13 protein-coding genes are annotated in these 17,314 nt (G+C 62.3%); 6 read left to right on the top strand and 7 right to left on the bottom strand.

Annotated elements, in window-relative coordinates; translation table 11 throughout:
• The first annotated feature begins 76 nt into the window (after window positions 1-76).
• A complete protein-coding gene (locus K6T36_RS11430; RefSeq protein WP_222921397.1) occupies window positions 77-595 on the top strand; it encodes a cupin domain-containing protein in 519 nt (172 codons plus the stop codon).
• Between the two features lie 122 nt (window positions 596-717).
• On the opposite strand, the gene K6T36_RS11425 is transcribed toward K6T36_RS11430, so the two are convergent.
• The 3 genes from K6T36_RS11425 to K6T36_RS11415 form a co-directional block, all read right to left on the bottom strand.
• Window positions 718-1,230, bottom strand: coding sequence for a GAF domain-containing protein (locus K6T36_RS11425; protein WP_222921396.1), 513 nt, complete (start codon window positions 1,228-1,230; stop codon window positions 718-720).
• A gap of 151 nt (window positions 1,231-1,381) precedes the next feature.
• Entirely contained in the window at window positions 1,382-2,893 is a 1,512-nt protein-coding gene (locus K6T36_RS11420) for an aldehyde dehydrogenase (protein WP_222921395.1), read from the bottom strand.
• A 104-nt stretch (window positions 2,894-2,997) separates the two neighbouring features.
• Complete coding sequence (locus K6T36_RS11415; RefSeq protein ID WP_222921394.1) at window positions 2,998-4,197, bottom strand: CaiB/BaiF CoA transferase family protein; 1,200 nt, start codon at window positions 4,195-4,197, stop codon at window positions 2,998-3,000.
• A 191-nt stretch (window positions 4,198-4,388) separates the two neighbouring features.
• Here K6T36_RS11415 and K6T36_RS11410 point away from each other — a divergent pair, with 191 nt between their 5' ends.
• A complete protein-coding gene (locus K6T36_RS11410; RefSeq protein WP_222921393.1) occupies window positions 4,389-5,504 on the top strand; it encodes a LeuA family protein in 1,116 nt (371 codons plus the stop codon).
• A gap of 163 nt (window positions 5,505-5,667) precedes the next feature.
• On the opposite strand, the gene K6T36_RS11405 is transcribed toward K6T36_RS11410, so the two are convergent.
• From K6T36_RS11405 to K6T36_RS11395, 3 genes are read right to left on the bottom strand one after another with little or no spacing between them, the layout of a single operon-like run.
• Window positions 5,668-5,967, bottom strand: coding sequence for an acetone carboxylase subunit gamma (locus K6T36_RS11405; protein WP_222921392.1), 300 nt, complete (start codon window positions 5,965-5,967; stop codon window positions 5,668-5,670).
• 44 nt (window positions 5,968-6,011) lie between these two features.
• On the bottom strand, window positions 6,012-7,964 hold the full coding sequence (locus K6T36_RS11400; protein WP_222921391.1) for a hydantoinase B/oxoprolinase family protein: 1,953 nt from the start codon (window positions 7,962-7,964) through the stop codon (window positions 6,012-6,014).
• Window positions 7,965-7,986: 22 nt separating this feature from the next.
• The gene (locus K6T36_RS11395) at window positions 7,987-10,080 is read right to left on the bottom strand and encodes a hydantoinase/oxoprolinase family protein (protein WP_222921390.1); all 2,094 of its coding nucleotides are present in this window, start codon (window positions 10,078-10,080) and stop codon (window positions 7,987-7,989) included.
• A gap of 286 nt (window positions 10,081-10,366) precedes the next feature.
• Between K6T36_RS11395 and K6T36_RS11390 the strand changes: the two genes are divergently transcribed.
• From K6T36_RS11390 to K6T36_RS11380, 3 genes are all read left to right on the top strand, one after another.
• Window positions 10,367-11,134: an IclR family transcriptional regulator gene (locus K6T36_RS11390; RefSeq protein WP_222921389.1), complete on the top strand. Its 768-nt coding sequence runs from the start codon at window positions 10,367-10,369 to the stop codon at window positions 11,132-11,134.
• A 343-nt stretch (window positions 11,135-11,477) separates the two neighbouring features.
• Window positions 11,478-12,089, top strand: a complete 612-nt coding sequence (rdfA, locus tag K6T36_RS11385; RefSeq protein WP_222921388.1) for a rod-determining factor RdfA — start codon at window positions 11,478-11,480, stop codon at window positions 12,087-12,089.
• 148 nt (window positions 12,090-12,237) lie between these two features.
• A complete protein-coding gene (locus K6T36_RS11380) occupies window positions 12,238-14,190 on the top strand; it encodes an archaea-specific SMC-related protein (RefSeq protein WP_222921387.1) in 1,953 nt (650 codons plus the stop codon).
• Between the two features lie 1,074 nt (window positions 14,191-15,264).
• Here the strand turns inward: K6T36_RS11380 and K6T36_RS11375 are convergent.
• On the bottom strand, window positions 15,265-15,648 hold the full coding sequence (locus tag K6T36_RS11375; protein ID WP_222921386.1) for a cyclin family protein: 384 nt from the start codon (window positions 15,646-15,648) through the stop codon (window positions 15,265-15,267).
• Between the two features lie 217 nt (window positions 15,649-15,865).
• On the opposite strand from K6T36_RS11375, the gene K6T36_RS11370 reads away from it, so the two are divergent.
• Window positions 15,866-17,266: a PD-(D/E)XK nuclease family protein gene (locus tag K6T36_RS11370; protein ID WP_222921385.1), complete on the top strand. Its 1,401-nt coding sequence runs from the start codon at window positions 15,866-15,868 to the stop codon at window positions 17,264-17,266.
• The last annotated feature ends 48 nt before the right edge of the window (window positions 17,267-17,314 follow it).

Below are 17,314 nucleotides of genomic sequence, written 5' to 3'. Positions count from 1 at the left end.
AAATCCATCGACGCTCTGATTTCCCATGTTTTGGTGTGACCCGAAGCTATATTGTGTGATACGAGTTAGCAAAGTCATGCAGCGACTGTCAGTCGACGCCGTCGAGACCGTCCCGCACCTCATGGGTGCGAACTCCAACCGCCGTCCCATCTCTCGGGCCGTCGAGGGAATGGATTTCGCGATGGTGTTCTTCGAACTCCAGCCTGGGGAGGCGTTCTCCGGCGCCCCGCACAAGCACCTGAATCAGGAGGAGCTGTTCTACGTATCCGAAGGCACCGCCACCTGGACGCTCAAAGAGGGTCCCGGAACTGAGGCGGAGACGGTTACTATCGGCCCGAACGAACTCATCCACTTCCACGAAGACGACATCTACCAGCAGGGCACGAACGACAGCGATGATGTGGTCCGCGCCATCTCAATCGGCTCGCCGGGTGCCCGCCACGAGTGGGAGCAAGCGCTTGGCCTCGTCGACTGCCCGGAGTGCGGCGCGGAGACCGTCCATACGTTCCGCCCCACTGACGACGCCGAGGACCGACGGATGCCAGCCCCCGAGCACATGCTGATCGAATGCCGGGACTGCGGCAACCAACTCTGACCGGCTCGATCCCGCCGCTACTACCAGGTCATCCGAAGATATCGCCGTGGATGAGACTATACACGTCCACCCGGTGCCGCAGGCCGGACCGGATTTTCACGGGACTTGATTGAACTCGTTCTTTACTCGAAGTGTGATTCGATGTCGGCTTCGATGTCGTCGCGGACGGCGCGGAGCATGTCGAGGGCGCTTGGGTCGCCTTCCTCGAAGTCGTACACGTCTTCATCGAGCGCGCACACCGTCCCGACGACATCGTCCCCGTAGCGGACGGGGACGCCGTAGTACGACCGGAGTCCGAAGGCGTCGAACTCGTCGGCCCCAACCCATTCTTCGTCGACCTCGGCGTCGGGGATGTACAGTTCCTCACCCGTATTGTGTACGCGCTCGCAATACGCCTCGTGCTCACCCTCGTTGACGCTCTTCGTACCCTTCGCGCCCTTCACATAGGTCTCGGCGTACGGGCCGGCGGTGCAGACGATGCGGGTGTGCGTCGGCGTCGACCGGATGAACAGCACGGAATCCAGTCCCGTCGCGTCGGCGATCTCGTCGAAACGTGGCTGAAACTTCTCCGCGAACCCGTCGTACACGAACTTCCCTAGCGGTGTGTCGTCTTCTCGGACCTCGAACTCTGCCATGCGTATTGGGGTATGTGAACCAACAGCAAATAGATTACGTCCTGAGAGTTCCGGAGTCGCTCCGACGCAACCGCTCAGTGCGTCTGATGCACGCGGTCGACGCAGGGTTCGTAGTCGAAAGCGTGCCGTGGGTGAGGCCGAGTGGTCGTGGTTACTCGACGTCGAGGGAGAACGGGTCGCCTACCTCGCCGGCGTGGTCGTACCAGACGCTCTTGGTCTGATAGTACTCCTCGAGACCCTCACGGCCGCATTCGCGCCCGAGCCCGCTGTCCTTGTAGCCGCCGAACGGCGAGTTCGGTGCGACGACGCGATACTCGTTCACCCAGACGGTGCCTGCGCGCACCGATTCGACGAACCGATTCGCGCGCCCCATGTTCTGCGTCCATATTGCGGCGGCGAGTCCGTAATCGACATCGTTCGCCAGCTCGATCGCCTCCTCCTCGGTGCTGAATGGGATGACGCTCGCGACCGGCCCGAATATCTCCTCTTGGGCGACGGTCATGCCGTTGTCGACGTCGACAAGCACCGTCGGCTGGATGAAGCACTCGCCGGGCGTGGAGTCCGGCATCTCGCCACCGAAACCGAGCTGTGCGCCCTCCTCGAGGCCCTTATCGACGTACTCCTTGACCTTCTCCCACTGGCCGCGGAACGCGACCGGCCCCATCTCCGTCTCGGGGTCGCGCGGATCACCCAGCTTGATCTCGCCGGCGCGCTCTGTGAGGCGGTCGACGAACTCGTCGTGGATGTCTTCGTGAACGAGGACGCGCGATCCAGCCATGCACGTCTGCCCGGTCGCCGCGAAGATACCCTTCATCACGCCGTTGACAGCGTTGTCGAGGTCGGCGTCCTCGAACAGCACGTTAGGGCTCTTCCCGCCGAGTTCGAGCGACACCTTCGTGAGGTTCTCTCCGGCGGTCTTCGCGACCTCGCGGCCGACGGCGGTGCTCCCGGTGAATGCAACCTTGTCGAGACCGTCGTGTTCGGCGAGTGCGGCGCCGGTCTGTCCTTCTCCGGGGACGACGTTGTAGACGCCGTCGGGGAGGTCGGTGTGTTCGTTCACAAGTTCGGCGAACCGGAGTGCGCTCACCGGCGTCTCCTCGCTGGGCTTGTGGACGAACGTGTTCCCGGCGGCGAGCGCGGGAGCAAGCTTCCACGTCGTCAGCAGGAGCGGCGAGTTCCACGGCGTGATGGCTCCGACGACGCCGTAAGGTTCCTTCCGGACGTAGTTGAACATCTGGCCGTCCTTGTTCTCGACGGGGATGGTGCGGCCTTCGCCCACGTCCTCGCAGAGGCGACCGTAGTAGCGAAACCAGTCGCCCATGACGTTCATCTGAGGTTCCATCTCCCGGAGGAGCTTCCCGTTCTGGAGGGTCTCGAGTTCGGCGAGTTCGGTGCTGTACTCGTCGATGACGTCCGCGATCTGGTTGAGCACGGTGCGCCGGCCACTCGGTTGTGTATTGCGCCAGTCGTCGTGATCGAACGCGTGGCGGGCCGCCTGGACGGCATCGTCGACGTCCGTGGCGGTCCCGTTCGGGACGCTCGCCCAGATGCTGCCATCGTATGGGAAGTCGACTTCGATGCGGTCGTCGCCGTTCGACTGTCGGAACTCGCCGTCGATGAAGAGGTCGTACTCCTGGACCTCTCCGGGAAGGTCTGCTGACATCCTAGTTCGTGAGTAATGGCAACACACCGCGAGTTAAGTCTTCGCCCTCGTGATGGAAAACTGATGAAAACGGTGCCGTTCGACGGGCCAGCTCTCCAGTTGGGTCAGTCCTGCGGGCCCGGCGGCTGCTCGGTCGAATCGCCGTACTCCGCCAGCACCTCGTCAGTGTGCTCGCCGACGCCCGGTGGGCTACGGTACTGCGATGGCCCGAATCGCTCCCCAATGACTGGTGCGAGCACGGTCTGGGTCTCGGTCGCGTCCTCGCCCGGTGGAGTGAACCGCGCCAGCAGGTTCGCCGCCTCCAATCCGGGGTCGTCGAGGAGGTCCGTCGCGTCGTTGACGGGCGCCGCAGGCACGTTCGCGTCATTCAGCGCGTCCAGAAGCGCGTCGCGGCTCCGCGATCTGAACTCCTGCTGGACGACCTCGTAGAGCGCGTCTTGGTTGTCACGTCGGTCTGCGGCGGTCGCGAACCGCGGGTCGTCCTCGAGATCCGTGAGTCCGGTTGCCTCGCAGAACGCTGGCCAGTGTCTGTCCGTGGTCACGCCGACAAAGAACCAACCGTCTGCGGTCTCGAAGACGTCGTATAGTCCCCAACTCGGGTGGGACGCACCGAGCGGTTCCGGGGCGTGCCCGGAAAGGTCGGCATACGTGATCCAGTAGCTCATCCAGTGCGCCGCGGACTCGAAGAGCGTGCCGTCGACGCGCTGGCCCTCTCCGGTGCGGTCTCGGTCGCGCAACGCTAGGAACACGCCCATAACGCCATAGAGGGCGGCGCCCATATCAGCGATGGACGTGCCGACGCGGACGGGTGGGCGGCCCGGTTCGCCGGTGACGCTCATCAGCCCGGACATCGCCTCCGCGACCACATCCATGCCCGCGCGGTCGCCGTACGGGCCCGTCTGGAAGCCCTTGATGGAGAGGTAGACGAGTTCGGAGTTGAGCTCTCGGAGGTCCTCGTAGCCGATGCCGAGGCGTTCTGGTGTGCCGCGGCCGAGGTTCTCGATGAACACGTCCGCTTTCTCAATCAGAGAGTAGAACGATTCGAGGCCATCCTCGCTTTTCAGGTCAAGGGCGACCGAACGCTTGTTCCGATTCAGTGCTGCGAAGATGGCCTGCCCCTCCTCGCCCGACGACCGGATGACGTCACCCGTTCCGGGGCGTTCGACTTTCACAACTTCTGCACCGAGGTCCGCGAGGATGGAGCTGGCGAAGGGGCCCGCGACGATGTTTCCGAGTTCGAGGACCCTAAGGTCGGATAGCGGAGGCGCACTGGTAGCACTCTCCGCTGATTGCTGGCTCGGCATACATGGTAACGAATAACAACCACGTTAAGTGTATCGGATACGGACGCCACTGCCCACACATTTTAACGCAAAACCACCGGACTGCACCCACTCCACAACCAAAGACGCTCCACGTTCCGACCATCCATACGACGGCCACGCGGCGACCACCCGGGGACTAGAGTTAAGACCATCATCGCTCGAATTTACGCATGGTCGAGTTCAAGGACCTCACCCTTAGGGAGGGGTCACAGGTTCCAGACCTTCGCATCTCCGACGAACAGGGCCGCCGCGTCATCGAGTCCCTCGCGCGCCTCGACGTATCTTGTGTCGAACTCTCCTTCCCACGTGCCCAAGAACGCGCCGGATGGTACCGCCACGCCGACGATCTCGGCCTCCGGACTGCCGCCCTGGCGCGCGCAACGCCCGGCGACGTTGACGCCGCGCTCGCCGTCGACCCCGACGAGGTCGAGATCATCATCACCAGTTCCGACGTACAACTCGAGCACGCCCTCGGGAAGTCCCGCGACGAGGCCAGAGCGCTCCTCGTGGAGAACGTCCGTCGCGTGACCGGAGCCGGGACGACCGCGGGCGCAACGCTGATGGACGCTATGCGCGCCGATGTCGACTTCCTCGTCGAGTGCGCCCGGGCCGCTGTCGACGCCGGCGCTGCCCACGTCACGCTCGCCGACACGACCGGCGCCGGGACGACCGACCGCGTCCACACCGTCGTCGCCGCCGTTGGGGACGCCATCGGTGACGACGCGGCCGTCGCCATCCACACCCACGACGACATGGGCGTAGCGACCGCGAACGCCACGACCGGCGTCACTGCCGGCGCCACCCGCGTCGACGCCACCATCGGTGGCATCGGCGAACGCGCCGGTAACGCCCCGCTTGAGGAGGTCGCCGTCTACCTCACCGAACGCGGCGACGATCTCCACCTCGACGTCGACGAACTCGTCCCCGCCGCACAAAGCGTCCACCAGACACTGGACGTCGACGTTTCGCCCGACAAACCGGTTATCGGCGACCGCGCGTACAAACACGAGAGCGGCCTCCACACGGCCGCGATGCTCCGAGAACCATGGACGTACATGCCGTTCGACCCGTCGACGTACGGCGCGTCGAATCAACTCCTCTTCGGCGAAGAGACCGGCCGCGGGGCCGTCCGCGCACTCCTCGAATCACTCGACGTTGACGCGACCGATGAATCAGTGGCCGTCGCGCTCGAAGAGATTCACGACCGCGCAGCACGCGCCGACGGCCCTCTGTCGCTCGAAGAGACCCGTGAACTACTCACCGACCGTTTCGGGACCGACGCCTAACGCCGAACTCGCCGGCTAGAATCATGACCGAACAGGACTGGAGCGTTGCGTGGCTCGAATCGAAATGGAGTTATTCCTCTCTTGGTCGCGTGGCTCGAGATGGGCACGCCAGGGCGTCCCGGCGGGCTGGCGTCGCTACTTGTTTTGAACAGTCGGCCCCGACCTAGAGGAAGTCGGGGTCGACCTGCAGGGGGCGTTTCTCGGTGTCGAGCGTCGTCTGGGAGTGCAACTGGACCGCACACCCTGGACAGTAGTACTCCAGCATCACCGCCTTGTCCTCCTCCTCGCGGCGCTTGACCCACATGTCGAAGTCGTCGACCATGCGGTCCGCGACCTCGGATTCGCGGACCGGCACGTGGTCGCGCCAGTCCTCGTAGTCGTCGTCCACCGCACAGATCTGTTCCTCGCACTCCCGGCACCGGAGGAACCGGTCGCCGTCGTCCTCGACCAGCTCGAGGTACATGCCGAATCGCCGCGTCGATTGCGTGTTAGTAGCCATTGGTCTCGTTAGTTACTGGGGTACTCTGCCTCTTCGAGGCGCTGTTCGCGGATGTCGTCCCGTCGGGCGTCCGTCGCGTCTTGGTCGACGTTCCCGTCGTCGTCGAGTATCACACCGTACGCGTTCTTCGCAGCTTTCACCGATACCAGACCGTCGCTCACGTCCTTCGCGACGCGACGCGGCTCGCGCGTCAACGGGTCGCCGAGCCCGCCACCGGACGCGATGACGTGCCGGACGACTTTCCCATCGGTCATGACGTGCGGGGCCTCCTTAGACTCCGTGAGGTGCTCGGACCCCGGCGTGAACTCGTCGGGCGCCGACGGCAACTCGCCGCGCTCCCAGCGCTCCTTGATGTCCGTATCCTCGTAGTCGATGAGCTTCGTCGCCGACCCGGCGACGCCGCCACCGTACCCGCGCGGGGGTAGGTTGAAGCGAGCCGCGAGGAACGCGCCGACGAGCTCGTCGCTCCCGGCGTCCCAGAGCGTCATCGCCTTATCCAGACCGCTCCCACCCCGGAACTTCCCGGGACCGCCGCCGTTCTCCTTGAGTCGACGCCACAGGTGGATTACGGGGTAAGACTGCTCCTTCCACTCGATGTCGGACACGCGATTCCCGACCTGCGTACTCAGACCACCCGCCTCCAGGCCGTCGACAACCGTCTGGGCGCCGTTGCCCATCCCGCCGCCGTCCATGTCCAGCCACGCGAACGGGTCGCCGTACTGGTTGACGCCCGCGTACGTCTCACACGACCAGTCGTCCGCATACGGCGCCTGCGCCCGGTCGTGGATGTCCTCGTGTTCGCTCATCTGGATCGCCTCCGAGAGCGACTCCGTGACGAGCCGGCAGAGCTCGTGGCCGGCGTCAAGGTGCCCGAACCCACTCGCGCCGTGCTCGTCGACGTGCGGGACCGTGCCCTCGCGTGTCTCCACGTTCACGGGCTCGGTCAACCCCGAGTTCAGCGTGAGGTCGTACCCGAGCTGGAGCATGATCGGCGTGAACGAACACCCGAGCGCCGCCCCCGGTCCGGTGTTGATTGGGCCGGGAGCCTGCGGGTCGCTGTTCGTGAGGTCGATCGTCATCTCGTCGCCCTCGACGATGACCTGGCACTCGATCCGGTACGTCTTGTTCCGGTCCCCGTCGTTCTCACACCAGCCGACGGACGTGTACGTGCCGTCGGGGAGCTTCTCGATGCGCTTTCGCATCGCGCGCTCCGTGAGGACGTTCGAGACCTCGCCGTACATCTTCTGCTGGACGAGCCCGTTCTCCTCTAGCGTCTCGTGGATGCGGTCGCGGGCGACGTTGTTCGCGCCGATGAAACACCGGATGTCGTTGAACGCCATCACCGGCACCCGACTCTGGGCCTGGATGACCTTCTTTAGCTCCTCGTCGACGACGCCTTCCTTGACGAGCTTCGTCGGCGGGAGCGTGATGCCCTCGCCGAATGTATCCGTCACCTGCGGCGAGAAGGAACCCGGCGACACGCCGCCGATGTCGGCGATGTGCGAGGCGCTCCACACCCAGTTGACGATCTCGTCCTCCCAGAACACCGGCATGACGATGCCGTTGTCCTGCTTGTGGGGCATCCCCAAGTTCGTGTGGTTGATGATGATGCCGTCACCGGGGTTCAGGTCCTCCTCGTCGTACTCCTCGAGGATCGCTTCCAGGCACTTCTTCGCCGCACCCCAGTGGAACACGAGGTACGCCCCGGTCGCGACGATGCCGCCGTCGGTGTCAAGGATGCACGTGCTGAAGTCCTGCGCTTCGGTAATGATCGGCGACCCGGACGTCTGCTTGAGGGTCTCACCCATCTCGTGCGTAATGTTCGTGTTGCGCATCTGGGTGACTTCCGCGGTCACCTGGTCGAAGTCGCCGCTGTCGACCCACGCTCTGGCTAGTCGTTTCCGCTCGTCGTTGTTCATGACGTCCTCGACGGACGGTTCATCTGTGGATTTGAGGCTCATGTGTTGGTATCAGTGTTCGATTTCAGTTCGCTCCGAGATGGACGTGCGTGTGTTCGTGCTCGTCGACCGAGAGAGACGCGCCCGGCGGCACGTACACGGTCGTGTACGGACGTTCGATGATCGCGGGCTCGTCGAGTTCGAAGCCCGCCGAGAGCGCTCGCCCGTCGTAGATCGGGAGCTCACGGTACCCGTCTTCCTCCAGGACGTAGACCTCGCGGTGGTGTTTGAGTGCGTCCGCCGGGTCGGCGCCGCCGTCGGCGCGAACGCCGTCGTCGCCAGAGGTCTCGAGTGTCGGGACCGGCGCCGTCGCTTCGACCCGGAGATTCTGGATCTCGACGTCGGATTCGATCCAGGCGGTCCCGGACCCGTACCGGCGTTCGTAATCCTCGATGAACCGCTCCTCGATGCGGCTCGCGTCCTCGGGTTCGAACCCGCGCTGTTCGACGTTCAGGGGGTACTCTTCGGCCTGTCCGGAGAACCGGAGGTCGAGCCGGCGGTTCATGATGAGATTCTCGGTCTCTACGCCCTCGTCCTCGAAGTCCTTACGCGCCTTGGCCTCCATGTCCTCGTAGATCCCCGAGATATCGACGACGGAGTCTTCGTCGAGAACGGTGTGGTGGGTGCGGAAGTAGCTCCGCTTATGATCCGCCGACAGCAGGCCACGTGCGGAGAAGCTCGCGGCTTCGTCGGGGATAATGATGTGGTCGATGTTCATGTCGCCACAGATCATCGGTGCGAACAGCGGGCTCGTTCCGCCGTACGCGAGCATGGCGAACTCGCGGGGATCGTACCCTCGCTCCACGGAGACAGCGCGTGCGGCGTTGCTCATCTTCGCGATGGCGAGGTTCATCATTGCCGACGCCGCTTCGGTGGTGTCGTACCCGAGGGGGTCTGCGAGGTGCGTTTCGATGGCTTCGAGGGCTGCGTCCTCGTCGAGCGAGTCGCGGCCGGCGAGGAAGTAGTCGGGATTCAGGTAGCCGAGCGTGAGCGCGGCGTCCGTGATCGTCGGTTCAGTACCACCCTTGCCATAGCAGGCCGGCCCAGGGTCGGCGCCGGCGGATTCGGGCCCGACCTGTGGTTGGCCACGATCGTCGATCCAGCCGATGGAGCCGCCACCGCTCCCAATGGCTTCGACGTCGACGATGTCCAGACCGGTGTCGAAGTCACCGATCTTCGCGCGATTCCGCATCTGGATCTCATTGTCGTAGATCATGGAGGTGTCGAAGCTTGTGCCCCCCATGTCGGCGGTGAGGATGTTCTTGACGCCGAGTTGCTTCCCGAGTTCGTTCGCGCCGGTCACGCCCGCGGCGGGCCCGGAGTTGACGAGCGTCACCGGGTTTTCCTTGGCTTCCTCAGGCGTACTGTAGCCGCCCTCAGAGTGCATGATGAGCGGTTTGGAGTCGAGCCCGTGGTTCTCGAGGCGCTCGCTGAGGTTCTCGACATACTTGACGACGCTCGGGCCCGCGTAGGAGTTGAACACGGTCGTGACCGTGCGTTCGTATTCGCGGATGACTGGGAAGATCTCATGGGAGAGCGAGTAGTGCATCTCGGGGTACTTCTCCTCGATGATCTCCCCGATGATCTTCTCGTGGGCGTCGTTCTCGAATGACCAGAGGAACGAGACGGCGATGGTGTCGACGTCCTTGTCTACGAGTCGGTCGACGGCTGCTTCTGCCTCGTCGCGGTCAAGCGAGACGACGACGTTCCCGTCGTAGTCCATTCGCTCCGCGAGGCCTTCGATGCATTCGCGGTCGACGACTTCCGGGACGCCGGTCTGCTTGTGCGGGTCATACTCGCGTATCTTGCGCGGCGACCGCGCGATGCGGAGCGTGTCCTCGAACCCCTTGGTCGTGATGAGCCCGGTCTTTGCGCCCTGGAGCTCGGCGATGGTGTTCGTGGCAACTGTGGACGCGTTGATGAACCGTTCCGTGTTGTCGACGAGTTCGTCCAGCGTGATGCCGATCTCGTCGGCTGCGACCTTGAGACTCTCAATGACGCCGACGCTGAAGTCGTCGGGCGTCGATGGCGCCTTGGCGAGGTAGCGCTCCCCGTCCGACGAGAGGACGACGGTGTCGGTGTGAGTCCCACCGATGTCTGTACCGATTTGGTAAGGCATACCATGCGCTCATCCTTACTAACACATCATAAAGTTTGTGTAGGATTCTTAGAACAGTCGTTCCACGGCTCGAAAGTCCAGAATCCAGTACGTCCGGCCACTCATGGCGTCAGAAGAGAAACAAACTATCGCACAGGATAAGAGGATATAATAATACGAGCTGATAGAAGTACTTCCAATCTTTGGTTGTTTGCTTGCTTCTGTGTGGTACTGGACCGAGTCGTCTGCAAGGATCGGCCGTTCATCAGGAGTGAACTATTAGTGCTAAGACTCCACACTCCCTGACATGGCAAACAACGGGTCGCAGCGAACGATCGGATCTGTCGAACGCTCGTATGAGGTCCTCCAAGAACTCCAAGACCAGGAGGCGTGTGGCGTCTCCGAACTCGCCACTGCCCTCGGGATTCCCAAAAGTACCGTCCATAAACACCTCCGGACGCTCGTCGATCTCGGCTACGTCCGTCAGTGCGACGGCCAGTACCGCGTCGGGTTCAAACTCCTCGAACACGGCGGCGTCGTCCGAGACCGCTGTCGTATCTACAAGTACGGCCGCCCCAAGATCGAGGAACTTGTCGCCGACGTCGGTGAGATGGCGCTGCTCTCCATCAGAGACGAGGACCGGGGGGTCTTCCTCTTCCGGTCGAACGACCGCTACAATCTCAAGGCCTCGCTTTCGATGGGTGCTCGGTTCAATCTGCATTCGAACGGCGCCGGAAAAGCGATGCTCGCCGCCTCAGACGACGAATTCGTTCAGAACTACGTCGAGATCACCGGCCTCCCCGCGGAGACACCCCACACCATCACCGAACCGGACGCCCTCCACGACGAGCTCGAAGCCATCCGCTCTAGGGGCTATGCTCGAAACCAAGGGGAGCGAGAGACGGGCATCCAAGCGGTGAGCGCTGCGATTCGTGACGACGTGACCGGCGACGTCGGCGCCATCAGCATCTCCGTTCCCACCGGCTCGCCGGCCGTCGACAACCTCGATGACGAGTACGCTCAGGCCGTCCAGCGCGCCGCGAGCGAACTCTCACTCCAGCTCACCCACAGTTGACCAACCTCGTTCACCGATGGTGTACGCGAAGGCGACCCAGCCGCCACACATTGCCTTCAAACCGTTGCACAGACCCGCCGAAACCATGCAGTCCAACTCCCTCGACCCCGAGACTGCGTCGACGTTCCGGCCACGTCATCGGAGGTATTCACTGAGCGTGAACGCCGCCACCGAGGCAGAACGACACCGAACCACCCTTGCGTTACGATTCTATAATTGTAACACAGATGTTGACGTGGAGGTATCCACGCGCTCGCTCCACCTCCGATGAACCCGGAACCGTCGATGTGCCTCGATGCCCGCCAGTGCACAGCTATAACTTTCGGCGGCGAGACTCTCACCTATGACCGGAGAGCGCACGACGCCTTCAAACAAGGTCGACCGCGTCGCCCAGGCGTACGGCCTCGATGACCTCGGAGCCGAACTCGAGGCGCGCTGGCTGGGCGTCGATGGCGAGCAATCGAGCACCCGCGACCTCGCGACCCTGTTCAACAAGCGCGTGCTGGAGGCGGCTGTCGACCGAAGTGACGCCTTCACGTTCACCGGCACCGTCGACCAACTATACCGCCGGCTCACCGACGACGACACGGGCGACGCTGCCCTCGTCCGATCGCGACTCGAACAACACGGCGTCGACGTCGACGCGGTCACCGACGACTTCGTCTCTCACCAGACCATCCACCGGTACCTCAAGAACCACCGCGAGCTCGAACGCCCCGAACAAACCCCCGAAGACCGGAAGGCCTCGGCCGTCGACACGGTCCAACGACTCCGCGGCCGTACCACGGCCGTCGCCGAACAGACAATCGAATCCCTCGCGAACAACGACATCCTCGACGTCGGCCAGTTCAGCATCCTCAACGACATCCAGGTGCTCTGTGAGAACTGCGGGCGCAGCTACGACGTGACCACGTTCATCGAGCGCGACGGCTGCCAGTGCGCGACCGAGAACTGACCACCGCCCCGGTCCCCCCACGGCCTGCCTCACCTCGGCGAACCCCCACTGGTCACTCGTTGAGCGACGCGGTTGAGACGCGTGCCGTCACTCGCACCCGCCGCAACAGTACGAACACTTTAGGCGTGAACGGGCGTTGCCCTGGAGTATGAACGATTCCACGACTCTAGACCAACCAGTCCGTCTATCCGTCGAGAACGTCGGCGGTATCGACGAGACGACGGTGACGTTCGAACCTGGCGTGAACGCCCTTTCGGGGCGAAACGCTACGAACCGGACGTCCCTTCTTCGCGCCATCATGGGCGCGCTCGGGAGCGACGATGTCTCCCTCAAGAGCGACGCCGATGAAGGCCATATCGAACTGGAGGTCGGCAGCGAGACGTACACCCGACGACTCACGCGGTCGAACGGCACCGTCAACATGTACGGCGACCCGTACCTCGACGACCCGGAGCTCGCGGACCTGTTCGCGTTCCTGCTCGCGACCAACGAGACCCGAACTGCCGTCCTGACCGAACAGGACCTCCGCGAGATAATCATGCGGCCCGTCGACACGGCCTCCATCCAGCGCGAGATCGAGTCCCTCGAGGACGAGAGGGCCCGGCTCGACGAGGAACTTGAGGAACTCTCGACGCTCGAACAGCAACTCCCCGAACTGCAGAGCAAACGCGCGGACCTCACCGAACAGATCGAAGAGACGGAGGCAGAACTGGCGGCGAAACGCGAGGAGCTGGCGGACGCGGAAGCGTCCGTGGACGAGACCCGTGAGGACAAGCGCGCAGTCGAGGAGAAGATGTCCGAGCTCGGCGACATCCGCTCGGAACTGGAGAGCGTCCGTCAGGAGATTCGGGCACAGCGCGAGAGCCTAGACTCCCTGAACGCCCGCCGTGATGACCTCGCCGACGACGAAGCGGACCTTCCCAATGCGCCAGCCGGCGAGATCGAGGAGATCGACGCCCAGATCGATGACCTACGGGCGGAGAAACAATCACTTCAATCCGAGCTGAACACGCTCCAGCGCATCATCCAGTTCAACGAGGATAACCTAGAGAGGGCCGGCGACCTCGACGCCGTCGGGGCGTCGGCGTCGAACGACGAGTCGGGGGACGTCACCGACAAGCTCGTCGAGGACTCGATGTCGGTTGTCTGCTGGACGTGCGGGCGGGAGGCCGACCGCGAGCACATCGAAGAGACACTCGAGCGGCTCCGGGACCGCCGGAAATCGAAGCTTCAGGCGAGCAACGACATCGAGGACCGAATCGACGACCTCGAAGCGGAGCGCAAGACGTTCGAGGAGCAGCAGCGCCAGCGCGAGCAGGTGAAGCGTCGACTTCGCGAGACAGAGTCCAAGATCGAGTCGCGCGAGGACCGTATCGATGAACTGGAGGACCGTCGGGCGACGCTCGAGGACCGCATCTCGGCGGTCGAGGATGAGATCGAGACGCTGCAGACACAGCACGACGAGACCGTGCTCGCATTGCACAAGGAGGCCAACCAGTTAGAAGTCGACCTGAACCGCCTGGAGCGTGAGCGCGAGGACCTCACGGAGGAGATCGAAGCGATAGAAGCAGAGCTGGACCGGCGTGCGGAGTTGCGGGAGCGACGCGAGGCGCTCGCGTCGGAGCTGACGGACATGCGAACGCGCATCGACCAGATCGAAGCGGAGGCGGTCGAAGCATTCAACGACCATATGGACACGGTACTGTCGGCGCTGGAGTACGACAATCTCGCGCGCATCTGGATCGAGCGTACCGAGACCGAGGTGAAAGAAGGCCGTCGAAAGGTATCCAAGGACGAATTCACCCTCCACATCGTCCGTGAATCCGAGGACGGCGCGGCCTACGAGGACCAGCTCGGCCATCTCAGCGAGAGTGAGCGCGAGGTAACCGGATTGGTATTCGCACTCGCGGGTTACCTCGTTCACGACGTACACGAGGAGGTGCCGTTCATGCTCTTGGACTCACTGGAAGCCATCGACTCCAACCGTATCGCCCGACTGATCTCGCACTTCGAGTCATACCCCGACTACCTCGTTGCCGCACTGCTGCCCGAGGACGCTGCGGCAGTCGAAGACACCTACCCAATCCTCACTGAGATCTGACCAAGGCGCCACCACGCCCGACCACCCCCGCACGAACCACTCCCCACCGACCTCGGTTTTGAACCCGTCGCGAGCACGACTCACTGCGACAACCATTGCGGCGTCTCTAGGGGTACCACCGACTTCGTGTCGTGCTTGAAACCGGTCCTATCGAAACCGTTCTCTAAATTTATTGAAGTCTGATATAATAGTGCTACCATAATAATCCAGATATAAATTTTTCTGGGTGTAGCACTCGAGCTGCGATTACATGGGTCACGGAACTTGTGATGAGGGTGTACCGATACCAAGCCACGCCACAATTATTGAAGGGTCTATTTTTGAATATTAACTATTTCTATGCACTTCGACGACGCTTTGGGACAGAAATCAAATTCTATAGTTCTGTAGCCGCTAAAAGCCTTTATTCTCGATTTGCACCCGGGGGACCTGTAGGAATGATTTTTGGCCACCGTACAACCGTCTAGAATGGTTCACGATATCCGAATTAACAAATTATAGTATATACTAGAAATTAGATATATCTCATTGCTTGTTTGATTCCTCAGCGCCCGCCTGATGTGAGTTACCAGCGCACCCTCCAGGTCTAACTGTAGACTCTGGAGGCCATTGATTCGGAGCACTCACACCACCGCGCAGCCACGTGGAGTACTGAACTCCCAGGAGAAAATCCAAGTACACATCAGCGAGACTGAGGACGGATTCAACTACCAGGATGACGGCCACGGTATTGATCCTGCGGACCGTGAAGACGTATTCAAACCGGGATTCTCACAAAAGACGAGACGGAAGGAAACGGGATGGGTATGGAAACTGTCCGCCAGGTTGTCGCTGCCCAGTGATGGCAGATCAGCATTTCAGACGCTCAGGTGCTCGACGGTGTCCGGTTTGAAATCGAGGCTAATTGACTGACGTCCAACTCATCTCATCACTCCGCCTCGAGGACAGCCTCCAGTTCATCGCGACGCGTGTACGTGTCATGATTGTCCCCGCCATCGTGGCGATCTCCTCGTGTATTGGTGATGAGGCGAGTTCGACCTGATCGTACGCGTACACGAGACACGCGGCGGCGATTCATGCCCGTGATCGGTTGATCGTCATGCCCGCATCGTCGAGTGCTTCGAGACAAGCGAACGCCTCCGTCGCCACAGCGTCGGGTGGATCTGCTTCGAAGCACAGTTGGATGAGCACCGTCTCAACATCCGTGAGCTCGAGCGGTACCTCGCCCGTCCCCTGCAGTTGTTTGACCGCCTCTCGGGCAGCGAGTTCATTGACATCGAGTGCGGCAGCGATCCGACACAACAGTCGTGCGAGTCCGGCCACGATGCTGTCGATCCGGAGTGCGGCGGCAGCGAAGGGTCGAAGCCCACGCCCACGGAATCGGTCGTGCTCGTGGGCAACGACGAGCTGGTCGCTCGCTGCGTCACCAACGCGATCTGCAAGCCCGAGCTCTCGCACTGCGGTCGCGATCGCGGCGCCGCTGTTGCCGCGATTCCAGGCTGCCTTCTTGTCTGCAGCGTCGTACTCTGAGAAAGTTAGATCCGTATCGAAAGCGCGATAATATTACAGTGGGGAATCCGCCATCTCCAAGCCTCTCCAAACCAGTGTTCGGGTGCATTCCTCCGCCGGCCAACGTTAAGTCACGTGACAATCAGGTTATTCGAGTGAACATCCGATGGGCCCCGATCAGACACTGAGCGAGGAACTCGACACGGTTCAGCACCGCTGGGAGCAGATGACCGCCGTTCCCGAATCCCCGCGGACCCTGATGAGCGTCATCGAATACTCGCTCGGAACGCAGCGAAAGGCCGAGGTGTATGTCAATCGGTTCCTCAAGTACCTCCTTGACCCGGAGGAGCCACATGGAATGGACTCAGACCTCCTCCGTACGTTTCTCAACGGCTTGCCTGCGGAGTGTGGGTTTCAGGAGGACACGTACGACCTCTCCGACATCGTCGTCGACGAACAGGCCAGGGTAACCCAAGAAGAAGAAGACGGCACCGTGGTGTCTTCAGGGATCGTTGATCTCCTCATCGAGGTTCCCAACGAGTGGTTCCTCATGGTCGAATTGAAATTCGGCGCCGAGGACACCCAGACGCAATTCTACTACCGCGATGTGACGCACCTCGGCGGTGATCCCCAGGAAACCTACGAGTCTGGAGCGTACTACGTCTATCTCCGTCCACGGGATCGACCCACCGCCAACGAGCCCGAGTTCTCCAACTGGACGTGGGAGGAGTTGTGTCGGGACGTGCTGAACCCGTTCATCCTCGACAACGGCTCGCGGCTATCACAGCGGACGGTCGCACAGCTGCACGAGTTCACCGACGACATCGCGAACATCACCGGCATGACCGAACACCAGGAGAACGAGCGAGAGAAGATCGCACTGTTTCTCGACCACTACGATGCTATCAGCGACGTTACCGACACCTTTGACGAGGCGTGGGACCGGTTTACTGGCGAGTGGGGCGCCAGGCTCGGGAACGCCCTTGCAGAAGACGGCCACGGCTCGGTGCCGAATCACGACGACGAACAGGTCACCCGGTTCATCCTCACTCGGACGGGGGGTGATGCCGAACCGTGGAACTTCCGTTCGAACAGCTCAGACTGGGGGATGATCTTCAAAGACGGGTGGTGGCGACACCTCGATGATCTCGGGGGGACGATTCAGAGCCGTCCCGACGACCGCAACGACGTCCGGATCGGCTTTCACCACCGACTGGGGCGAAACAGGGATCTCGCCATCGGCGAGCGGACGCTGAAGGTGTACTTCCGGAATATGGGGGCGAACGATCAGCGGTTCATCGACACGTTCTCCAGGACATTCGACGCCAACGAACCCCAGATCGCCGAGGCGCTCCCCGGGCGGGCGACGATCACTGGCAACAAGAAAGACAAGATCGTTGTCCCGTACGACATCGACGCCGAGGATCGGGACTTCTTCACCGCGTACATCGATGCGCTCGAGACGGCGTACGTCGATCTCATCGGCGACAACAACGACCTCGTCACCGAGATCGATTCGATCTTCTGCGAGTCACTGGAAGCGGAGTACGACTATTCAGACAATTAATGCTTCAACAATGTTGTAGAGAGGAGAAATCACGGGGAGGCTCGGTCC

Origin of the sequence: Halobaculum roseum (assembly GCF_019880245.1) — an archaeon.
GTDB classification, from domain to species: Archaea; Halobacteriota; Halobacteria; order Halobacteriales; family Haloferacaceae; genus Halobaculum; species Halobaculum roseum.
Note: the sequence above shows the minus strand (reverse complement) of the source record. Positions and strands in the feature narration are given on the sequence as shown.